Here is a 17,952-nt window from a genome sequence, read left to right on the forward strand (position 1 = left end):
CGGGGTGAAGAACAGCGGGCGACGGCGGGCGACTGCCCGTCAGCGGCCCAATTGGGGGTCGGACGTGAGAGCCCTGCCGTCGTCGAGGCGCCCTGCGAGGACTCGCACGAGCTTCGGATCCGCCGCGGCGGTGATCTTGAGGTCGTACCAGCCGCCTTGCGTGGGGATCACCACGGTCTTGGCCTGGCCCGGGTTGAGCGCGAGGGCCTGCGACCCGGCGCCGTACGCGTCTGTGATCGTGAGCGCGGCAGCGGCCGGGCCAGCGTTCTCGATCCGGAACTGCGCGTGGCCGGACACGCCGTCGCGGGTGACGGTCGCGCGGATGTCCGCGGCCGCCGTCGTGCCCGCGAAGCGGCGGTACCAGCCCGCCGGGCCGTGCATCTGCACGTCGTACTCGGCGCCAAGCGCCCACGACGCGTCGAGTGATGCACCCGCGCCGATCGTGTACGAGTACGGTCCCGCCGGAAGGAGATTCGAGCGGACCTGCACGTGTGCGCCGAGCTTCCCGGCGTTCAACCAGTGGGCGGAGAGCTTGCCGCCGGCCACCGAGACCGCGACGTCGAGCGCGTACCCGAGCGGTCGCGACGGTCGCGTGCCCTTCTCCTGGGCCGGCATTGAGTTGACTGCGGGAGGCGTCGGCACGTAGCTCGGATGCCGATTGTGGTCCGCGGCCTTGAACGCCGAGGTGTCGGGCAGGGCCGGCGCCGCGCCCGCGTTCGCCGAGAAGTCGAACGCGCTCGTGAGGTCGCCGCACACCGCGCGGCGCCACGGCGAAATATTGGGGGACTTAACACCGAAGCGTGACTCGAGGAACCGCACGATCGACGTGTGGTCGAACGTCTCCGAGCAGACCCACCCGCCCATGCTCCAGGGCGAGGCGACGAGCATCGGCACGCGCACTCCGAGACCGTAGTGGCCCGGGACGTCGGCGATGCCGGAGAACGTCATCCGGCCGTCGTACCACTCGCCCTCGGTCGAGACCGTGGATGCGCCGGGGATCTGCGGGGTGTTGGGGTGCGGCGGGACGACGTGGTCGAAGAAGCCGTCGTTCTCGTCGTACATGAAGAACACGGCTGTCTTGCTCCAGAGGTCCGGGTTGGACGTGAGGATGTTGAGGATGTTCGCCGTGTACCAGGCGCCGAAGTTCGAGGGCCAGTTCGAGTGCTCGGTGTACGCCTCGGGGGCCACGACGTAGGAGACCTCCGGGAGCTTCCCGCTCGCGACGTCCTCGCGGAAGATCCGGAACAGGTCGTCGCCCGCTTTCGCGTTCGTGCCTGTCAGCGCTTTCTCGTAGAGCGGGCTGCCGGGCTTCGAGTTCTGGTACTGCGTGAGGTACAGGAGCGAGTTGTCCCCGTAGTTGCCGATGTGCGCGTCGCCCGTCCAGCCCCAGTAGCCCGCGGCCGTGAGGCCGTCGCCGACGTCCTGGTACACCTTCCAGCTCACGCCGGCCTTCTCAAGCTCCTCGGGATACGAGCTCCACGAGTAGCCGACCTCGGCGTTCCACAAGTCGGGGCCGCCGGCCTTGTAGTCGTTGCCGTCCCAGCCCGTGAACATGTAATAACGGTTGGGGTCCGTGGGGCCGAGCAACGAGCAATGGTACTGGTCGCAGATCGTGAACGCGTCCGCGAGGGCGAAATGGAACGGGACGTCGCCGCGCTCGTAGAACGCCATGGTGGCCTCGGACTTGGCGGGGAGCCACTTGTCGTATTTGCCCACGTTGAAGGCCTCGTGGGTGAGCTTCCACGAGTGGTCGAGGTCTTCCATGAACTGCATGCCGAGATTCGGCGCGGTCGGGTGGTAGGGGAGGATGTCCCGCGTTCCGTTGTTCTGCGCGAACGCGTCCTTCCCGCTCGGGAGGATGGCCGGATGCGGGTCACCGAACCCGCGTACGCCCTTGAGCGTGCCGAAGTAGTGGTCGAAGGCGCGGTTCTCCTGCATGAAGACGATTACGTGCTCGACGTCTTTGATCGAGCCGGTGGCACGGTTGGCCGGAATGGTCGCGGCGCGCGCGATGCTCTCGCCTAGCATTTCCGCGATTGCGGCACTCGCCGCGCTGGCCCCTGATAGTTGAAGAAAACGTCGACGGTTGAGACCTGACATGAGCTGCTCCCAGTGCTTGGCTTTGTTGACAAAACCCCCGCCGGACTCTTCCAGCACCGGGCAAAAGCTAAGTGCAGGAAAAGCAAACTTTGGGCAACATACGGGAGGGGGCAAGCCGGAGCCGGCTTTTATCTGCCTGGGGTCTCGGTCCGGGCGTGGTTGAGCTTTTCAGTCTTTCGGGCGGTGAGGTAAAGGCGGTGGGATGTAATGACCAGGACCAGCCAGACGGCGCCGAGCGTCCAGGCCGCCAGGACATCGGTGAGCCAGTGGTGGCCCAGGAACACCCGGCTTAGGCCGATGGTCAGGGCGAAGAGGGCCGCGGTGGTCACTGTCCAGGCGCGGGCCCGGCGGGAGCGGCAACGCAGGATGACCAGGTAGGCGACGATTCCGGCGATCACGAACGAATTCAGCGAATGCCCGCTGGGAAACGAAGGGGAATACTCGTAGGGCGGCACGGCGTCGCTGAGCGGGGGCCGGGCACGGCCGATGAGTTGCTTGCCGGCAATGGTCATGAGGAGGGAGCCGGCCGCAGCGGTCACAATGAGGATCGCCGGCGTCCACGAGCGGCGCCGCAGGACCAGCACGGCGGTGGCAATCACGGCCAGGATCGGCATCCCGATTCCTCCGCCCAGATCGGTGTACGCCGTGGCGGCGGCGTCCAGTGCGGGGCTGCGCAAGGTCATCGCTGCCTCCAGGACCGGGTGGTCCAGGGCGGACACGCCATCTGCTTCTGTCACGGCCTCGTACACTCCGCCGGTCGCGAAAGCGAGCAGTGATGCCACTGCGGCTCCAGCAGCGAGGATCAGGATGAGCGCACCGTACGGGCCGAGACGGGCACTGAGGCGTTGTGCGCGGGAGGCGAGCCACCTACCAGCGGGCGACTTCCACCGGGCCAGGTCGGCGTCACCGACGAACCGGTCGTCGGCAAGCTCGCCTTTGCCTTTGGCTGAGTCGTCGTCCGACGTGCCTTGGGGATGAACGCCCATTGTCTTCCGCCTCACCTCGTGAATTGATTTGATCAGTAAGGTTACCTTCTAGGCTGTTTGAAGACCGGACCCCAGAGGATTGGCCCCGCCCCCGGAAGGAGCACTGAGTGGACACTGATGCTGGCACGTGGTTCCTGAGTCGCGCTGAGCGGGGGAATCTGGCCACGAAGGTGCACGCGGGCGGTGCCGGGTCTTCGGCGTGGTCGGAGGGCAACCTGGTGCGGCCCCTGATTCATGGAGCGAGCTATTTTGCCCGACTGCATGAGGAGCTGACTGCTCTGCGGGCGGGAGACCGTGTGTGGTTCACCGACTGGCGTGGCGACGCCGACGAACGGCTGCTGGCGGACGGACCGACGATCGGGGACCTGCTCGCAGGGTTGGCTCGCCAGGGCGTGGAAGTGCGGGGCCTTGTCTGGAGATCCCACGGCGAGCGGGTATCAGCCCCGATGAGCGGCCGATCCAACGAGCTCCTGAGCCGCAAGATCAACGACGCCGGCGGAGAAGTGTTGTTGGATCAGCGTGTCCGCCTGTTCGGTTCCCATCACCAGAAAATGTTCGTCATCCGCCGTCGTGACGATCCGTCGCGGGATGTTGCGTTCATCGGCGGGCTCGACCTTTCCCACAGCCGAAGGGACGACGCCGACCATGCGGGAGACCCGCAAGCGGTGACCATGGATCCCCGGTATGGGAAACGTCCGCCGTGGCACGATGCTGCGCTCGAACTGCGGGGGCCCGTGGTCGCGGATGTACTGGCAGTGTTCGCTGAGCGATGGAACGACCCCCATCCACTGGATCGACGCACCCCCTACCGGATGCTGCTGCAACGCCTGGCCCGTATGCCCCGGCACCCCGAACCGCTCCCGGCCGCTGCACCGCCGCCACCCGCGGCCGGACCCCATGCCGTGCAGCTGCTGCGCACCTACGGTGTGAAACGTCCCCCGTTCCCGTTCGCGCCCGAAGGGGAACGCAGCGTTGCCCGAGGCTATGCGAAAGCCTTCGCCCGCGCCCGCTCGCTGATCTACATAGAGGACCAGTACTTGTGGTCGACCGAGGTCGCAGCCGGAATCGCAGAGGCACTAGAGCGGAATCCTGACCTTAACGTGATCGTCGTCGTGCCCCGCTACCCCGACTCAGATGGCTCGCTTACGGGGCCGGCAAGCCGGATCGGGCAACTTCGCGCCCTCAAGATGTTGCGCCAGGTCGCACCCGACAGGGTCGGCGTGTTCGACCTGGAGAACAGCTCCGGAACTCCGATCTACGTCCACGCCAAGATCTGCATTATCGACGACATCTGGTTCACCTGCGGCTCAGACAATTTCAACCGCCGGTCCTGGACCACCGACAGCGAGCTCACCTGCGCTGTATTCGACACCACTGCCGACACCACTGCCGAGAACGGGGAGCCGCCCGGCACCGACAACGGCCACGCCGCTTCCCGGCCGCTGGCCCGCGGGCTCCGGCTCCAACTCTGGGCCGAACACTTGGGCTTCGATCAGGACGATCCCCGAATTCACGACCCGGCGGCTGGGCTAAAGCTGTGGAAGACCAGCGCCGACGCCCTCGATAACTGGCACGAAACCGGGCGCCGCTCGCACCGCCCCACCGGAAACGTGCGGCACCACACCCCGGAACCTGTTTCGGCCCTCCAGCGTCTGTGGGCGGATCCGCTCAGCCGCTTCGTCGTGGACCCGGACGGCCGTCCCCGGCGACTGCGCGGCACCACCAAGTTCTAGGCAAGCTGGGTCGAAGCGCCCACCGCGTTCAAAGCCGCCGGATTCAGGCGGCCATCACCGCGTCTGCGGATGACCGGACGGAGATGTTGACATCTGACTGTTGGGGATCGATCAGGGCCGGAAGACGGCGGGATTGCGAGCAGCGGTGGAGCGCTTCCATGGCCGCCGGTTCCACGTTGGCCCCGCTGACGTCGATTTCGAGGGCCAGGCCAGGCATAAGGGCGTTGGCCCGCCTGGCGACTACGTAAAGGGCGTGGAGGCTCCGGGAGGTTAGCCGTCCATGGGCTGTGATGCGGACCTGGGCACCATCGATGTCCATTTTTACGAGAAGCCGGATTTTTTCGGTCATGAGTCCTCTTCCGATCAGGAACCGCGACGCTGCGGCCCGGAACAAAGACTAAACGGAGGATGTGACGCGGGCAACAGTTTCCTCTGTTAGCGGCTTAACTGATTGCGAACCATCTCTTCGGGCTTGCCCATGGCCCTGCAGGGAATCCTGGCATAGGGTTTGACCCACTACCCGCTGGCTGCCCCATTGGGTTCATAGGCACGATGCGGGCGCCCGGGCATGAACTTTGAACTCGGGATGTGGCCAGCGCCGATTCCCGACCGATGAAGACGTGAGGGAGAAACATGACGCTTGCTCGTGCTGGACATCGAATTTCCGCCCATCGTCCCTGTATCCCCGCAGCGCTGCCAAGGGTGCCAGCCTGCGGGCAGTGCGGCCCTGGGTTTCCGTTGACCTTCCATGAGTATGTTCCCGCTGTCTATGCGGCCGATGGCAGCGGATTGCGGCCGCCGTCGGCAAGCTACAGCTGTGCAAAATGCGGGACGAAGGACAACCATCAGGTTCCCTCGGGCTGGGAGCCGCCTGAGTGGCAGTGGTACTCCTGAGCGGCGTCGCCGCTCAACGCAGGGAACGACGGCGGGAGGCCCCGCCGTCGTCCACGCTCAGCGTTTCATGGAGCTCCGCCTCGGAGGGTAAGACCAGCAGCCCAGCTGGAACAGCAACGCGGAGACTCGTTGCGGGAGCTCGCTTCCGCGCCCTATGATCGCCATGGGCTTGCCGTCGGCGGGCTTCGGGGTGCGGCACGGGCGTCGCTACATGGGTGCGTCTAAAGTGACTTCAATATTGATCAGGACCCGGGAATTCACGAGGCGTTTGATGCGTCTTGGATTCATGACGACGACTATTGCTTCCATGGCGGCGACCGGCATCATGGGGATGGGTGCAGGTCTCATGCCCCCGGGATCACCCGGTGCCCCCATAGCCGTGGACGGAGTCTCTTCGGCCAGCGTTTCCGTTTCCGCGCCGTCTTCCGGCGGGGCAGTGGATTCATACACAGTGACAGCCAACCCCGACGGTGCCACCTGCACCATCACAGGGGCATCGGGTTCGTGCGTGGTCAGAGGTCTGATCAATGGTTACACGTACAGCTTCACAGCCACGGCCACCAACAGTGCCGGTACGTCAGAGCCGTCGCCACCCAGCAATTCGGTCACCCTCCACCTGACTCCTATCGACATCTACTACTTTTCCCTCGGCGGCCCTGCATTTCTTGGTGATCCCACCGGCTGGGAGGTAGACAATTTGCGCTTCGGTGGAGCCTACCGCAACTACAGCAGGGGGACGATCTACTGGTCGCCGACGACCTACTCCCACCTCAATCAGGGTGCGATCCGATCCGCCTACGCGGCTCAAGGATGGGAGAACGGCCCCCTCGGATACCCCACCTCCGATGAAGTCGGACCGATTCGCGGCGGCGGCGTCTACCAGTCCTTCCAGGGCGGGGCGATCTACTGGTCACCGGCCACAGGCGCCCACGTGAACGCGGGCGCCATCCGCTCTGCGTATGTCGCTCAAGGTTCGGAGAACGGCCCGCTGGGCTACCCCACGGGCAACGAGGTAAAGGGGCTGCGCGACGGCGGCGCCTACCAGTCGTTTCAAGGCGGGGCGATCTACTGGTCGCCGGCGACCGGCGCCCACGTGAACGCGGGCGCCATCCGCTCCGCCTATGCGGCACAAGGATGGGAGAACGGCGAGCTCGGCTATCCCACAAGCAACGAGTACTCCGTTTGTTGCGGTGGTGCTGCCCAGGACTTCCAAGGCGGCCGAATCACCTGGACGCCAACAGGGGGCACCTCCATCCCCCGACGCTAGCCGTGCCAGCCCGGAAGCCGCGAGCGGAGTGGGTGATTCCGCGTCGCGGCCTCGGAAGGGTGGTTCTAGTCAGCGAGGATGTGGTACAGCGCTCGCCGTGTTTCGTCGATCTTTTCCATGGCGGCTGTGCGCTGTTCGTCGGTTGCGGCGAAGCGGAATTGGTGGATAACCCCCATGAGCTTTGCCACGCTCTGGTGAAACGCGGGTCCTGATCCTTCTGGATCGATGTTCCACGCATTTTCCAGCTCCTCGGCGTGCTCCGTTACGTATGCCTTTCCGGCGTCGGTGAGTGTGAACTCAGTGCGCCGGCCTTCGCCGACGGGTGCAATGAGCTCTTCGTCAACGAGCTGCTGCAGCGTCGGATAGACGGAACCCGGGCTTGGGCGCCACGATCCGGACGTCTTCTCAGCGATTGTCTTGATGAGTCCGTATCCATTGGATGGTGCTTCGGCCAGCAAGGAGAGGATCGCGAAGCGAACGTCGCCCTTGTTGGCCCGACGCTGGCCGCCGGGGCCAAAGCCGGGACCAAAGCCTGGGCCAAACCCCGGCCCGAAACCGCGGCCTGGCCCAAACCCGCGGCCTGGCCCGAATCCGCCGTGTCCGTGGGGCCCGCGACGGCTCCGGCCGCGTCCGAAGCGTTCCATATCCGGACCGCAATCCGTGTGTCTGTTGTCGTGAATGCCTTTCATAGCGGCATCGTCCTTTCAATCTTGTGTGGGTTGCCCTGAGGCTCGCAGTGTGTTCTGCGATAGTTAACGATATATCGCTGACTGTCGTTAAACAAGAGTTGGATTTTGCTCGAACTGGGCTGCGACGCAGCTCGGGGATGCCGGATCGCTCCGCCGACGGCTCCCTCGGAACTTAGGATGGTCATGAACGAGATTGAGGACACCAAATGAGTGAACACCTTACGACCATCGAGGTCGAAGAATTCCTGCCGTATTCGCCTGCCAAGGTTTGGCGGGCACTGACGGAACCCGGGCTGATCGCCCGCTGGTTGATGGAAAACGACTTCCAGGCGATCGTGGGGCACCAGTTCCATATGCGCGGGATTCCCGTTCCGGCAGTCGGATTCAGCGGCTTGGTGGCCAGCGAAGTCCTTGACCTGGAAACGGAGAAGCTCCTGCGTATTTCCTGGCGGGATGCGAACTCTGGAAACAGCCTCAACAGCACTGTGACATGGTCAATCACTGTGGCGGACACCGGCACCAGGCTGTCGATTGTCCACGACGGCTTCAATCCCGACGAGCCGACCCACGTGGCATCGCACCGCATCATGAGCGGCGGATGGCGAAACCATGTTCTTCCGCGGCTCGGCCAGACCCTGGCCGAATCCGACAGCGCCGAATCCGACAGCTAAGGAAAACAATGCAATTCGTCGTCTTCTACAGCTCGGATCCTTCGGCGCTTCCAGGGCTGCAGGCCGTTTACCCCAGGCACGTTGAATATATGCAGGCGTTCGCTGCCGAAGGCGGCCTGATTGGCATCGGGACTTTCAACAACCCTGCCGTGAACGGTTCGATGGGCATCTTCACCAGCAAGGAAAGGGCGGAGCAGTTCATTGCGGGAGATCCTTTCGTCTTGGAAGGACTTGCAGTACCCAGCGAGATCCGGGAATGGAACGCAGTCATGTTCAGTCCGCAGGATCACGCCTGACATTCGGGCAACTGCGGCGCCTTTCACCGGCAAGGCTCCATAACAGGCTGCGGCACCTTAGGCTCGATTCTCCACGCCGCCCGGTGTAGTGCGGTTGCGAGCCAACCCCGGATCCGAGCCAGCCGCAGGCGCCTTGCCGGGCGTGCCGGAACAACCGGTGCCCCAGGCAAGGCACTGCGGCTGTCATTGTTCACGATGCCAATGACTGCGCAAGCCATCATCAACGAAAAATCCATAGTCATCTTCTTCTCATCTAAAACGTGGAGCCCTGGACTGTGATCAGTTAGCGGCTGGAAGAAACCCGAATACTCAAGGCGGAACCGCCGTCGTTCAAGGTCCTGTTAAAGACGCTAAGCGCTCCGGAAGACTATGTCAGCAGCTGTGCCGCCCCCTGCTTTTCCTAGGATTGACGGTCCTACCCTCACTACGCGCGGCTCGAACACTCAGTCCGAGATCGACGCCGGCGCAGCCAGTTCGCTTGCAGTGGTGGCCGCCCAGCTCGCGAGCAGTTTCAGGCGTTCGTCGCTCGCCGACCCTGGTTCCGCGGTGTAGGCGAACATCGTCCACCCGGGGTTGGCCGGCAGCTCCATTGCCTCGTAGCTGAGTTCGAGGTCCCCGACCACCGGGTGGTGCATGCGCTTGGTGCCGGTTCGGTGGAAGCGGACGTTGTGGGCGGCCCAGCGTGTGCGGAATTCCTCGCTTCGAGTGGCGAGTTCGCCGACCAGGTCGCTCAAGCCCTTGTTGTGCGGCTGCCGTCCGGCGTGACTGCGAAGGGTGGCCACGATGTCGTTCGCGCCCTGCTCCCAATCGAGGTAAAAGTTGCGTGACTCGGGGTTGAGGAACACGAACCGGGCGTTGTTCACGGGCCGGACGGGATCGGCTAAAAGGGGCGAGAAAAGGGCGCGGCCGAGTGGGTTCGCAGTGATGAGGTCCATGCGCTCGTTCCGTACCCACGTCGGGGCGCCCGTTATCGCGTCCATAAACCGCTGGAGGCTCGGGCGGATCTGTTGCGCAGGCGTCACTGCCCGACGACGGCGGCGGCCCGGCCCCGGCTGTGCGGCGCGGGCGAGATCGAACAAGTGGGCGGTTTCGGCTTCGTCCAGCCTGAGGGCATGGGCAATCGATTCGAGCACTTCGTCGGAGACACCTGTGAGGTTGCCGCGTTCAAGCCGCGCGTAGTAGTCCACGCTGACTGATGCCAAGGTTGCGACTTCTTCCCGCCGCAGCCCGGGCACCCGCCGGTTGGCCCCCACAATGAGATTCACTTGTTCGGGTGTCACTTTGGCCCGGCGGGAGCGCAGGAACTCACTCACATCGTTTCGACTGTCCATGGATTCAGGCTACTTCCGGCAGAGGACCGGTGGGAGGTCCTGTCATTACACCGTTCAAGCGCTGTGGGCGGATACGGCTGGGTGCCGTATCCGCCCACAGTTGTTAGTTGGACTGGGAGTTAGTGACCGGGGCCGCCGGTTTCGGTTGCTGTGACCTTGAAGCTCGCATCGAGTTTGACGGTGGCGTGCGTGCCGTCCGACTTGGTGATGTGGGCTTCGTAGGCGGCGCTGCCGTCGTCTTCGGTGGTCATGTTCTCCACCGTGGCGCCGGAGTTGGCGGCCAGTACAGCTGCCTTCACCTTGGTTGCGGTGTCACCCGTGAGGTCGGTTTCGTTTCCGTGGTTGCCGTGGCCGCCCTTCCCGCCGCCCGGGCCGCCGGTTTCGGTTGCCGTGACCTTGAAGCTGGCGTCGAGTTTGACGGTCGCGTGCGTGCCGTCCGACTTGGTGACGTGGGCTTCGTAGGCGGCGCTGCCGTCGTCTTCGGTGGTCATGTTCTCCACCGTGGCGCCGGAGTTGGCCGCCAGTACAGCAGCCTTCACCTTGGTGGCGGTGTCACCGGTCAGGGCCGTTTCGTTTCCGTGCGTGCCGCCGTTCGTGGCAGGGGCGGATGGGCTGGCGGTCGAAGTGTCAGTAGTTGCAGCGTTAGCCGGCAGGGCCATGGCGGTGAGGGCTCCGCCGCCTGCGACGGCGCCGATCAGGGCCGCGCCCACTGCAATTTTCCGGACTTTGTTCACGATGTTGCTCCTTAGAGGTTCAACTCCGAGGGGTTCGAAGCTGTATCCCATCCTCGAACCCCGGGCTTTGGCCCCTGTATACCTATGCTGTGCCTGAACTGTGACATTTTGCCTGGCTCACAGGATGCGGAAGCGTGGCACCGTGCGGACGCCTAGAGGTTGGTCATCCGTTCTGCGGCGTCGTTGTAGCGCCCGCCCTGCACCTGGATCCTGGAGGCGGCGTCCTCGATTTCGCCCAGTTCCGCGGCGGACAATTCGACGGCGGCGGCACCGATGTTTTCCTCCAAGCGGTGCAGCTTGCGCGTTCCGGGGATCGGGACGATCCATGGCTTCTGCGCCAGGAGCCAAGCCAATGCGATCTGACCGGGAGTGGCGCCCTTGCGTTGTGCGATGCTGGCGAGCAGTTCGACGACGGCGGCATTGTGCTGGAGCGCATCCGGCGCGAACCGGGGGATGGTGCTGCGGATGTCGTTGCCGGCGTCGAAGCTGGTGGCCGCGGTAATGGTTCCTGTCAGGAAGCCCTTGCCGAGCGGGCTGTAGGGGACAAAGCCGATGCCCAGTTCCTCGCACGCGGCCAGCACTTCCTCCTCGGGACGGCGCCACCAGAGGGAGTATTCGCTTTGGACAGCGCTCACGGGTTGGACGGCATGCGCCCGGCGGATTGTTCCGGCCGACGCTTCGGACATGCCGAAGTGCTTCACCTTGCCGGCCTCGATCAGTTCCTTGACCGCACCCGCTACGTCTTCGATGGGAACGTCGGGGTCCACGCGGTGCTGGTAGTAGAGGTCGATGGCGTCGACGCCGAGCCGGCGCAGTGAGCCGTCCACGACGTCCTTGATGACCTCAGGGCGGCTGCTCACGCGCCCGCTCGGCTTCCGTTCTGCGGAATCGATGTCCCAACCGAACTTGGTAGCGATCACCACTTGGCCCTTGTACGGGGCGAGGGCTTCGCCTACGAGCTCCTCGTTGGCATATGGGCCGTAGATTTCGGCAGTGTCGAAGAATGTCACGCCCCGGTCCACAGCGGCGCGGATCAGCGAGATCATTTCCTGCCGGTCCGGCTTGTCGCTGTATCCGCCAGTCATGCTCATGCAGCCCAGCCCGACGGCGGAGACCTCCAAGCCGTTGGTGCCCAGTGTGCGCTTTTCCATCCTTCGTCCTCCTGTGTCGTGAATCCCTGTGTCGTGAAACAAAGTCCAGCCTTGCCGTCAACACTAGGGATAGCCCGGTACTGGCAGGGAGTCCCTGTCAGTACCTCTCAGGAGGGAGTTCCCGAGGACGGCGGACCGCCGCCGTCGGGTGAGCCGTAGTAGCCGTGAACTTTGTCACATAAGCTACTAGGAGAGTAGGAAGAGGTTGGCGGTGCATCCAGAGTTGCGTGGCTTGCGATTTTTCGGTGCGCGCTGGAAGACGCGACCGCTTGCCTCCCAGATCCTGGTGTGGCTGCTCTGCATCCTCTTTGTGACAGTCACTTTGGGCGCGCTTCTTTACACCCAGATCAGCAACCAGACCCTCGAGGACCAATACCGGCTCAGGGCACTGGGGATCGCGACTACGGTGGCGCAAATGCCGGAAATCGTCACGTCGCTGGGGAACGGGGATCCAACGCACTCGATTCAGGCGATTGCGAGCAAGGTCCAGTCCCAGGCGCAGCCGGACTACGTCGTCGTCTCCGACCGGAAAGGTGTCCGGTATTCCCACCCGAATCCAAACCTCATCGGACAGACCTTGGAAGAACCCGTCGCCGTCCTCGACGGGCAGACCCATGTTGGCATCGACAAGGGCAGCCTCGGCGACTCAGTCAACGCCAAGGCGCCGGTGCGCGCGGCGGACGGGACCGTCGTCGGGCAGGTCTCGGTGGGAATCCTGGAGACCACGGAAAGCAGCGAACTCGCCAAACAGGTGTTGCTGATTGCCGGCTATTCGGCGGTGGTGCTCGTGATCAGCGCCATGGGTTCTGCCTTGCTGGCGCGCAGAATCAAGCGGGTCACCTTCGATCTCGAACCGGTGGAGATTGCGTCCCTACTGCAGGAGCGTGAAGCCCTGCTGCACGGCATCCGCGAAGCAATGATCGGCTTCGACGACGACGGCCGGGTCACCGTCATCAACTCCGAGGCGCGCTCCCTGCTGCACTTGGAAGAAAACGTGCTGGGAGAGAAGATCGAGGATCTTCTGCCGTCCGGACGGCTCCGTTCCCTCCTGACGGGTGAGATCAGCGGTACCGACCAGATCGTGATTACCGAGGACGCTTTGCTCGTGGTGAACCGGATGTCCGTTGCCTTGGCGGGAAGGAGCATAGGCTCGGTGGTCACATTGCGCGACCGTACCGAGGTAGAGGGCCTCGTCCGCGACTTGCGCTCCGTCGAAGGGCTGATGGAAGCTTTGCGCGCCCAGGAGCATGAGTACGCCAACCGTCTCCACGTGGTGGACGGACTCCTGGAACTCGGGGATGTGGATCAGGCACGGAATTTCGTATCGCGGATTTCGGACACCTCGCGCTCCCTTGGCGAAGGGCTGCGCTCGCGGATCGAGCCGCCGGAGCTTGCGGCCCTGCTGCTCGCGAAAATCACCGTGGCTGCTGAGCAGGATGTCGAAATCTCGGTGACCGACGACTCTCAGCTGCGTCAACCATTCCTCGAAACGCAAGCGCTGCTCACGATCGTCGGCAACCTCCTGGACAACGCCGTCGAGATCCTCGCGGAGCAACCCACGCCCCGTGAGGTGACCATCCAACTGGACGATTCCTCGGGCATTTTCATTTGCGTGACCGACAATGGGCCCGGTGTTCCTGCGGAATTGGTGGGCACGATCACCGCCGACGGGTTCACCACGAAGGAACCGCGGCCAGGAATGCGCCGCGGGATAGGCCTTGCGCTGGTGAGCCGGATCGTTCACCGTGCAGGAGGAACCATGGATGTTTTCCCCGGACCCGGGGGACGCTTTGAAATCTGGTTGCCGGAACCGCGCTTGGGATCCGAAACCCCGGTCATGACAGGAAAGTCGATCGAATGATCCGCACTTTGGTGGTCGACGACGACTTCCGCGTAGCGCGCATCCACGCCAGCCGCGTGGCCAAAATCGAGGGATACGAATGCGTCGGCGAGGCGCACACCGCCGCGGAGGCCAGGGAAGCAGTGCAGCGGCTCAAACCGGACCTTCTTCTCCTCGATGTCTACCTTCCCGATGAAGACGGCATCAGCCTGTTGAGGTCACTTCAGGGAGCTGGCGAAAAGCTCGACGCCGTCATGATCACCGCCGCGCGGGACCTTGAGACCGTGCGGGCCGCCATGCGCGGGGGAGCGGTGTACTACCTCGTCAAACCGTTTGGCTTCGAGCAACTGCAAACCCAGCTCGAGGCCTATCGGCGCTGGCGGCAGGAGGCGGAGTCCCGGACGGTGGCCGACCAGGCGACCGTGGACCAGCTCTTCAGCCTGCGCCGTACGGCTCCGCCTGCCAAAGGACCACGGCGCCTGCCGCCCACGATGCAAAAGGTCCTCGACATGGTGGTTCACTCCACGGAGCCCTTGGGCGCTTCGGAGATTGCGGGCAGCGTTGGCATCAGCCGCCCGACGGCCCAGCGCTATCTCAGTGAACTCGAGCGCAAAGGACTTGTTGACCTGCATTTGGCCTACGGTTCCACCGGGCGCCCGGTGAATACGTACCTGCCACGCAAGGGTTGAGGCCGGGCGGCGGGATATGCTGCTGAAGCGGAGCAGGCTCCGCTGATCCGGCGTCGAGCGCCGTTGTGGGGATTTTGGGGGACGAAAAGTGAAAATTTGGAGCCTGGCTGTCGTGGCCGCGACGGCGTTCGCCTATCTGGGCGCGGTGCCTGCGATTGCGGCACCTTCGGAAGTTCTCGACGTCGTCGGGGTGCCCGTTGGCGTGGTGGTTGGTTCCGACGGCACTGCGTACGTGGGCAATTACGGCGGGGCCGGCGGCATCCAGGTGATACCTGCCGGAGCCGCTAAGCCTTCCCGGACTATCACCACGGGAGGATATACGTCAGGCCTGGCATTGGCCCCGGATGGCACCCTGTACGTCGCTGAACGGGACAGCGCCACGAATCGGTACGACGTGGGCGTTATTCCTACTGGCGCGAGCGGCGTGGCTCGGAGAATTCCGGTTTACCCGGGGAGCCATCTGATCGCCGCAGGCCCTGATGGGACGATCTTTGTCCCCAACCCCTCGGAGCACACCGTGTCGGTCATTGCACCGAACGGATCGACCGTGGACCGGACAGTACCCGTCGGAGCAGGGCCGGTGGAGGTCGCAGTCACGAAGGACGGCACCGCGTTCGTCGCAAACCAAATCGCGGGGACGGTCTCGGTCATTCCTTCCGGAGCGAGCGCCGTCTCACGGACCATTCAGGTCAGCGCAACACCCGGGACCACAGATAACCCCCACGGGATCGCATCCGGGCCCGACGGAACAATATACGTCACCAACATCAGTTCCGATCGGGTAGCTGTGATCAAGCCGGATACTGACACGGTCGCATACCGTATTTTCGTCCCGGGAGGCCCCCAAGAGGCAGCCGTCGGGCAGGACGGAACCCTGTACGTGACCACTGTCCAGGACCGCGTGCTGTCCGTCGTCCCGCCGGGCGCAACAGCTGTGGGATCCTCCATTCCAACCGAAAAGAACTCCGGCCATCTGGCGGTGGCTCCAGACGGTACGCTCATCGTGACGAGCCCGGGCAACGGCACGGGAGACGGCTCGGTATCCCGTTACGCGGCGATTGCCGCGGGCGCAGCAACCTCCAAAGCCTCGAAGCCGGCCACCACCGGAACACAACCGGGCGACGGGATCGTCAGCCCCTGGAGCATCATCACTGCAATCGGTGGCGGCGCCGCGACAGTGGCAATCGCCGTCGCGGTCTTCATCGTGGCTGCGGGACGCCGCAAGAGATCCGCCCTTGAAGACAACGGCAAGCCTCGATCTGCAACCTAGGGGTTGCTCTTTCGAATAGTTAATGCAACTCTGTAGTTGCAGTAACTGACCGAAAGGAACAGAATCATGACTATGACCGTAAACCAGGCCTCTGTCGTCGACGCCGGCGAATTCACCGTGAGGCGCACCATCACCATCGCCGCCCCCATCGAGAAGGTTTGGGCGGCGATCACCGAGGCCGAGCACATCGCGCGCTGGTTCGGGCAAACCGCCGTCCTCGACGAGGTCGCCGTCGGCGCCGGCGGTGTCTTCTCTTTCGAAGGCTACGGCGCCTTCCCGGTGCGGATCGAGGAGCTCGATCCGCCGCGAATGATCGCCTACCGCTGGAGCAACGACGACGCGCGCGGCACCCAGCCTGCCGAGGTCGATCCTGACCATTCGACGATGTTCCGCTTCACGCTTGAAGCGCTCGACGGCGGAACGCAGCTCACCGTCGTCGAGACCGGCTTCGACACGACGAGCGATCCCGCGTTCAACATGGAGAGCCACCGCCAGGGCTGGGACTCGGAACTCGACGAACTGGCCGCGTATGTCGAGGGTGGGTCGTGACCGCGAGCACCCTGGTTCCAGTGTTCGCCGCGCTCGGCGACGAGACGAGGTGGAGCATCCTGGCTGCCCTAGGCGAGGGCGACGCATCGGCGTCGGCCCTCGCTGGGCGGCTCCCGGTCACCCGACAAGCGATCGCCAAGCACCTCGCCGTGCTGCAGGAGGCCGGGCTCGTTGAATCGGTGCGCGTGGGCCGCGAACTGCGCTACAGGGTGCTCGGCTCGCAGCTGAGCGAAACGGCACGCAGCCTCGACCGCATCGGCGCAGAGTGGGATCGCCGCCTGGCCGCGATCAAGCGCATCGCGGAGGGACTGTAATTCTTCGACGACGGGGCCGTCTAAGTTGAGCGTCGGTTGCGCGCTTGGTGCGCCAGCTGGATGAATCCGTAGATGAAGGCGGCCTCGATGAGCACCATCAATCCGAGCCACAGCAACTCGCCCGTGCCGATAAAGTCAATGATCCCGACAAGGACGAGTACGGTTCCGAGGACCAGTGTGTAGACGGCGAAACCGAAGGCCACTTTTGCGCTCCGCACGCCCGTCTGGAAGCCAAATCCCAAGGGTTCTCCTCCGGGATAGCCCTGGACGCGATCGTGTCCTGCGGGCTTGAGCCTGTCGAACTCATCCCAAGGATCCTGATCCTGATCGGCCATAGTTCCATTATCCCGCGGATCGGACCGGTTGCTTGAGGGGGTTCGCTGCCGTTTCAGGGCGGCGTGCCCGAGTGCCACATTCGGGAAACGCTCGGGAAAGCCATGAACAATGGGGTCCATGATGCCCGAAGAACTCACCGCTAGCCCGCGGACCAAGGACACCGTAGCTGTTGGCGATCAACTGCAAAGCGCAGTCTCCCGAGCTTCCGCCTCGAAAGTACCCGAGGTGACCGTCCTGTTCTGGGTAGTGAAGATCCTTACTACCGGGATGGGCGAAACGACGTCCGATTTCCTTGTTCACCGGTTCGAACCCGAGATCGCTTTGGGCCTCGGTTTCGCGGCATTGGTGATTTCGTTGGTCCTGCAGTTCGGGGTCCGCAGGTACATCCCCTGGGTGTACTGGACCGCCGTCGCGATGGTCAGCGTGTTCGGGACGATGGCTGCGGACGCCGTCCACGTCGGACTTGGCGTCCCCTATCTGGCGTCGACTCTGTTCTTCACCGTGGCGCTCGGCGTCGTTTTCCTGCTTTGGAACCGGAGCGAAAAGACCCTCTCCATCCATAGCATCACCACGCGGCGTCGGGAGGCCTTCTACTGGGCTGCGGTGCTGACAACCTTCGCACTTGGCACGGCTACCGGAGACCTGACTGCCTACTCGCTCGGCCTCGGCTACCTCGCCTCAGGCGTCATGTTCGCGGTAGCCATCGCCGTCCCCGCATTGGCCCATTGGCGTCGCCTGCTGGCTGCGATCCCCGCCTTCTGGTTCGCGTACATCCTGACCCGGCCATTGGGGGCGTCCTTCTCTGACTGGACCGCTGTTTCCCCCGACCGAGGGGGACTCGACTGGGGAACTGGCCCTGTCAGCCTGGCCCTCGCCGCTGCGATAGCTGTACTGGTCACGTTCCTGACGATCACATGGCGGCGAGCCAAGTAGGGCGATCCACTGCCGCATGTTTCGTACTATTGTTCGTATGTCCTGACATATTTGCGTTAATTCTTCCTCCGGTTCACCCCGGATTCATAGCACGTGACCCGTTCCTTCACCTTGCCCTTGGATGGTAGTTCCTGCCCTTGGGGGACTTTTCGGTTCAAGATGAAGGAAC

Annotated in this window: 18 protein-coding genes; 10 read left to right on the forward strand and 8 right to left on the reverse strand. The window is 64.0% G+C overall.

What is annotated here, in order from left to right:
* Window positions 1-39 precede the first annotated feature (39 nt).
* Window positions 40-2,100, reverse strand: coding sequence for a phosphocholine-specific phospholipase C (locus ACSKT0_RS03185; RefSeq protein WP_437772470.1), 2,061 nt, complete (start codon window positions 2,098-2,100; stop codon window positions 40-42).
* Between the two features lie 128 nt (window positions 2,101-2,228).
* Entirely contained in the window at window positions 2,229-3,086 is an 858-nt protein-coding gene (locus ACSKT0_RS03190) for a phosphatase PAP2 family protein (protein WP_437772471.1), read from the reverse strand.
* 107 nt (window positions 3,087-3,193) lie between these two features.
* On the opposite strand from ACSKT0_RS03190, the gene ACSKT0_RS03195 reads away from it, so the two are divergent.
* Window positions 3,194-4,819, forward strand: coding sequence for a phospholipase D family protein (locus ACSKT0_RS03195; RefSeq protein WP_437772472.1), 1,626 nt, complete (start codon window positions 3,194-3,196; stop codon window positions 4,817-4,819).
* Between the two features lie 43 nt (window positions 4,820-4,862).
* On the opposite strand, the gene ACSKT0_RS03200 is transcribed toward ACSKT0_RS03195, so the two are convergent.
* A complete protein-coding gene (locus ACSKT0_RS03200; protein ID WP_437772473.1) occupies window positions 4,863-5,168 on the reverse strand; it encodes a hypothetical protein in 306 nt (101 codons plus the stop codon).
* An 831-nt stretch (window positions 5,169-5,999) separates the two neighbouring features.
* On the opposite strand from ACSKT0_RS03200, the gene ACSKT0_RS03205 reads away from it, so the two are divergent.
* On the forward strand, window positions 6,000-6,980 hold the full coding sequence (locus ACSKT0_RS03205) for a fibronectin type III domain-containing protein (RefSeq protein ID WP_437772474.1): 981 nt from the start codon (window positions 6,000-6,002) through the stop codon (window positions 6,978-6,980).
* 65 nt (window positions 6,981-7,045) lie between these two features.
* Here ACSKT0_RS03205 and ACSKT0_RS03210 read toward each other — a convergent pair whose 3' ends face one another.
* Window positions 7,046-7,669 (reverse strand): helix-turn-helix transcriptional regulator, encoded by a 624-nt coding sequence (locus ACSKT0_RS03210; RefSeq protein ID WP_437772475.1) that lies wholly within the window; start codon window positions 7,667-7,669, stop codon window positions 7,046-7,048.
* Window positions 7,670-7,875: 206 nt separating this feature from the next.
* Between ACSKT0_RS03210 and ACSKT0_RS03215 the strand changes: the two genes are divergently transcribed.
* Together ACSKT0_RS03215 and ACSKT0_RS03220 are read left to right on the forward strand one after the other, a co-directional pair.
* The gene (locus ACSKT0_RS03215) at window positions 7,876-8,340 is read left to right on the forward strand and encodes an SRPBCC family protein (protein WP_437772476.1); all 465 of its coding nucleotides are present in this window, start codon (window positions 7,876-7,878) and stop codon (window positions 8,338-8,340) included.
* 8 nt (window positions 8,341-8,348) lie between these two features.
* A complete protein-coding gene (locus tag ACSKT0_RS03220; protein ID WP_437772477.1) occupies window positions 8,349-8,636 on the forward strand; it encodes a YciI family protein in 288 nt (95 codons plus the stop codon).
* Window positions 8,637-9,079: 443 nt separating this feature from the next.
* On the opposite strand, the gene ACSKT0_RS03225 is transcribed toward ACSKT0_RS03220, so the two are convergent.
* The 3 genes from ACSKT0_RS03225 to ACSKT0_RS03235 all read right to left on the reverse strand — a co-directional run bounded on the left by ACSKT0_RS03225 (window position 9,080) and on the right by ACSKT0_RS03235 (window position 11,852).
* Window positions 9,080-9,967 carry a helix-turn-helix transcriptional regulator gene (locus tag ACSKT0_RS03225; RefSeq protein ID WP_437772478.1) on the reverse strand — a complete coding sequence of 296 codons (888 nt, stop codon included), beginning with the start codon at window positions 9,965-9,967 and terminating at the stop codon, window positions 9,080-9,082.
* Between the two features lie 119 nt (window positions 9,968-10,086).
* Window positions 10,087-10,701, reverse strand: a complete 615-nt coding sequence (locus ACSKT0_RS03230) for a PepSY domain-containing protein (RefSeq protein WP_437772479.1) — start codon at window positions 10,699-10,701, stop codon at window positions 10,087-10,089.
* A 152-nt stretch (window positions 10,702-10,853) separates the two neighbouring features.
* The gene (locus ACSKT0_RS03235; protein WP_437772480.1) at window positions 10,854-11,852 is read right to left on the reverse strand and encodes an aldo/keto reductase; all 999 of its coding nucleotides are present in this window, start codon (window positions 11,850-11,852) and stop codon (window positions 10,854-10,856) included.
* A 211-nt stretch (window positions 11,853-12,063) separates the two neighbouring features.
* Here ACSKT0_RS03235 and ACSKT0_RS03240 point away from each other — a divergent pair, with 211 nt between their 5' ends.
* The 5 genes from ACSKT0_RS03240 (at window position 12,064) to ACSKT0_RS03260 (ending at window position 16,514) form a co-directional block, all read left to right on the forward strand.
* Entirely contained in the window at window positions 12,064-13,713 is a 1,650-nt protein-coding gene (locus ACSKT0_RS03240; RefSeq protein WP_437773959.1) for an ATP-binding protein, read from the forward strand.
* Window positions 13,710-14,381: a response regulator gene (locus tag ACSKT0_RS03245; protein WP_284982098.1), complete on the forward strand. Its 672-nt coding sequence runs from the start codon at window positions 13,710-13,712 to the stop codon at window positions 14,379-14,381. The genes ACSKT0_RS03240 and ACSKT0_RS03245 overlap by 4 nt, the downstream gene beginning before the upstream one ends.
* 88 nt (window positions 14,382-14,469) lie before the next feature.
* Window positions 14,470-15,651, forward strand: a complete 1,182-nt coding sequence (locus tag ACSKT0_RS03250; protein ID WP_437772481.1) for a virginiamycin B lyase family protein — start codon at window positions 14,470-14,472, stop codon at window positions 15,649-15,651.
* A 66-nt stretch (window positions 15,652-15,717) separates the two neighbouring features.
* Window positions 15,718-16,200 carry an SRPBCC family protein gene (locus ACSKT0_RS03255; protein ID WP_437772482.1) on the forward strand — a complete coding sequence of 161 codons (483 nt, stop codon included), beginning with the start codon at window positions 15,718-15,720 and terminating at the stop codon, window positions 16,198-16,200.
* Window positions 16,197-16,514 (forward strand): ArsR/SmtB family transcription factor, encoded by a 318-nt coding sequence (locus ACSKT0_RS03260; protein WP_236815476.1) that lies wholly within the window; start codon window positions 16,197-16,199, stop codon window positions 16,512-16,514. Before ACSKT0_RS03255 ends, ACSKT0_RS03260 begins: the two co-directional genes overlap by 4 nt.
* 20 nt (window positions 16,515-16,534) lie before the next feature.
* Here the strand turns inward: ACSKT0_RS03260 and ACSKT0_RS03265 are convergent, their stop codons facing one another.
* Window positions 16,535-16,849 (reverse strand): hypothetical protein, encoded by a 315-nt coding sequence (locus ACSKT0_RS03265; RefSeq protein ID WP_437772483.1) that lies wholly within the window; start codon window positions 16,847-16,849, stop codon window positions 16,535-16,537.
* A gap of 118 nt (window positions 16,850-16,967) precedes the next feature.
* Between ACSKT0_RS03265 and ACSKT0_RS03270 the strand changes: the two genes are divergently transcribed.
* Complete coding sequence (locus tag ACSKT0_RS03270; protein WP_437772484.1) at window positions 16,968-17,783, forward strand: COG4705 family protein; 816 nt, start codon at window positions 16,968-16,970, stop codon at window positions 17,781-17,783.
* The last annotated feature ends 169 nt before the right edge of the window (window positions 17,784-17,952 follow it).

The organism is Arthrobacter sp. KNU40, from assembly GCF_051515115.1.
GTDB lineage: Bacteria > Actinomycetota > Actinomycetes > Actinomycetales > Micrococcaceae > Arthrobacter.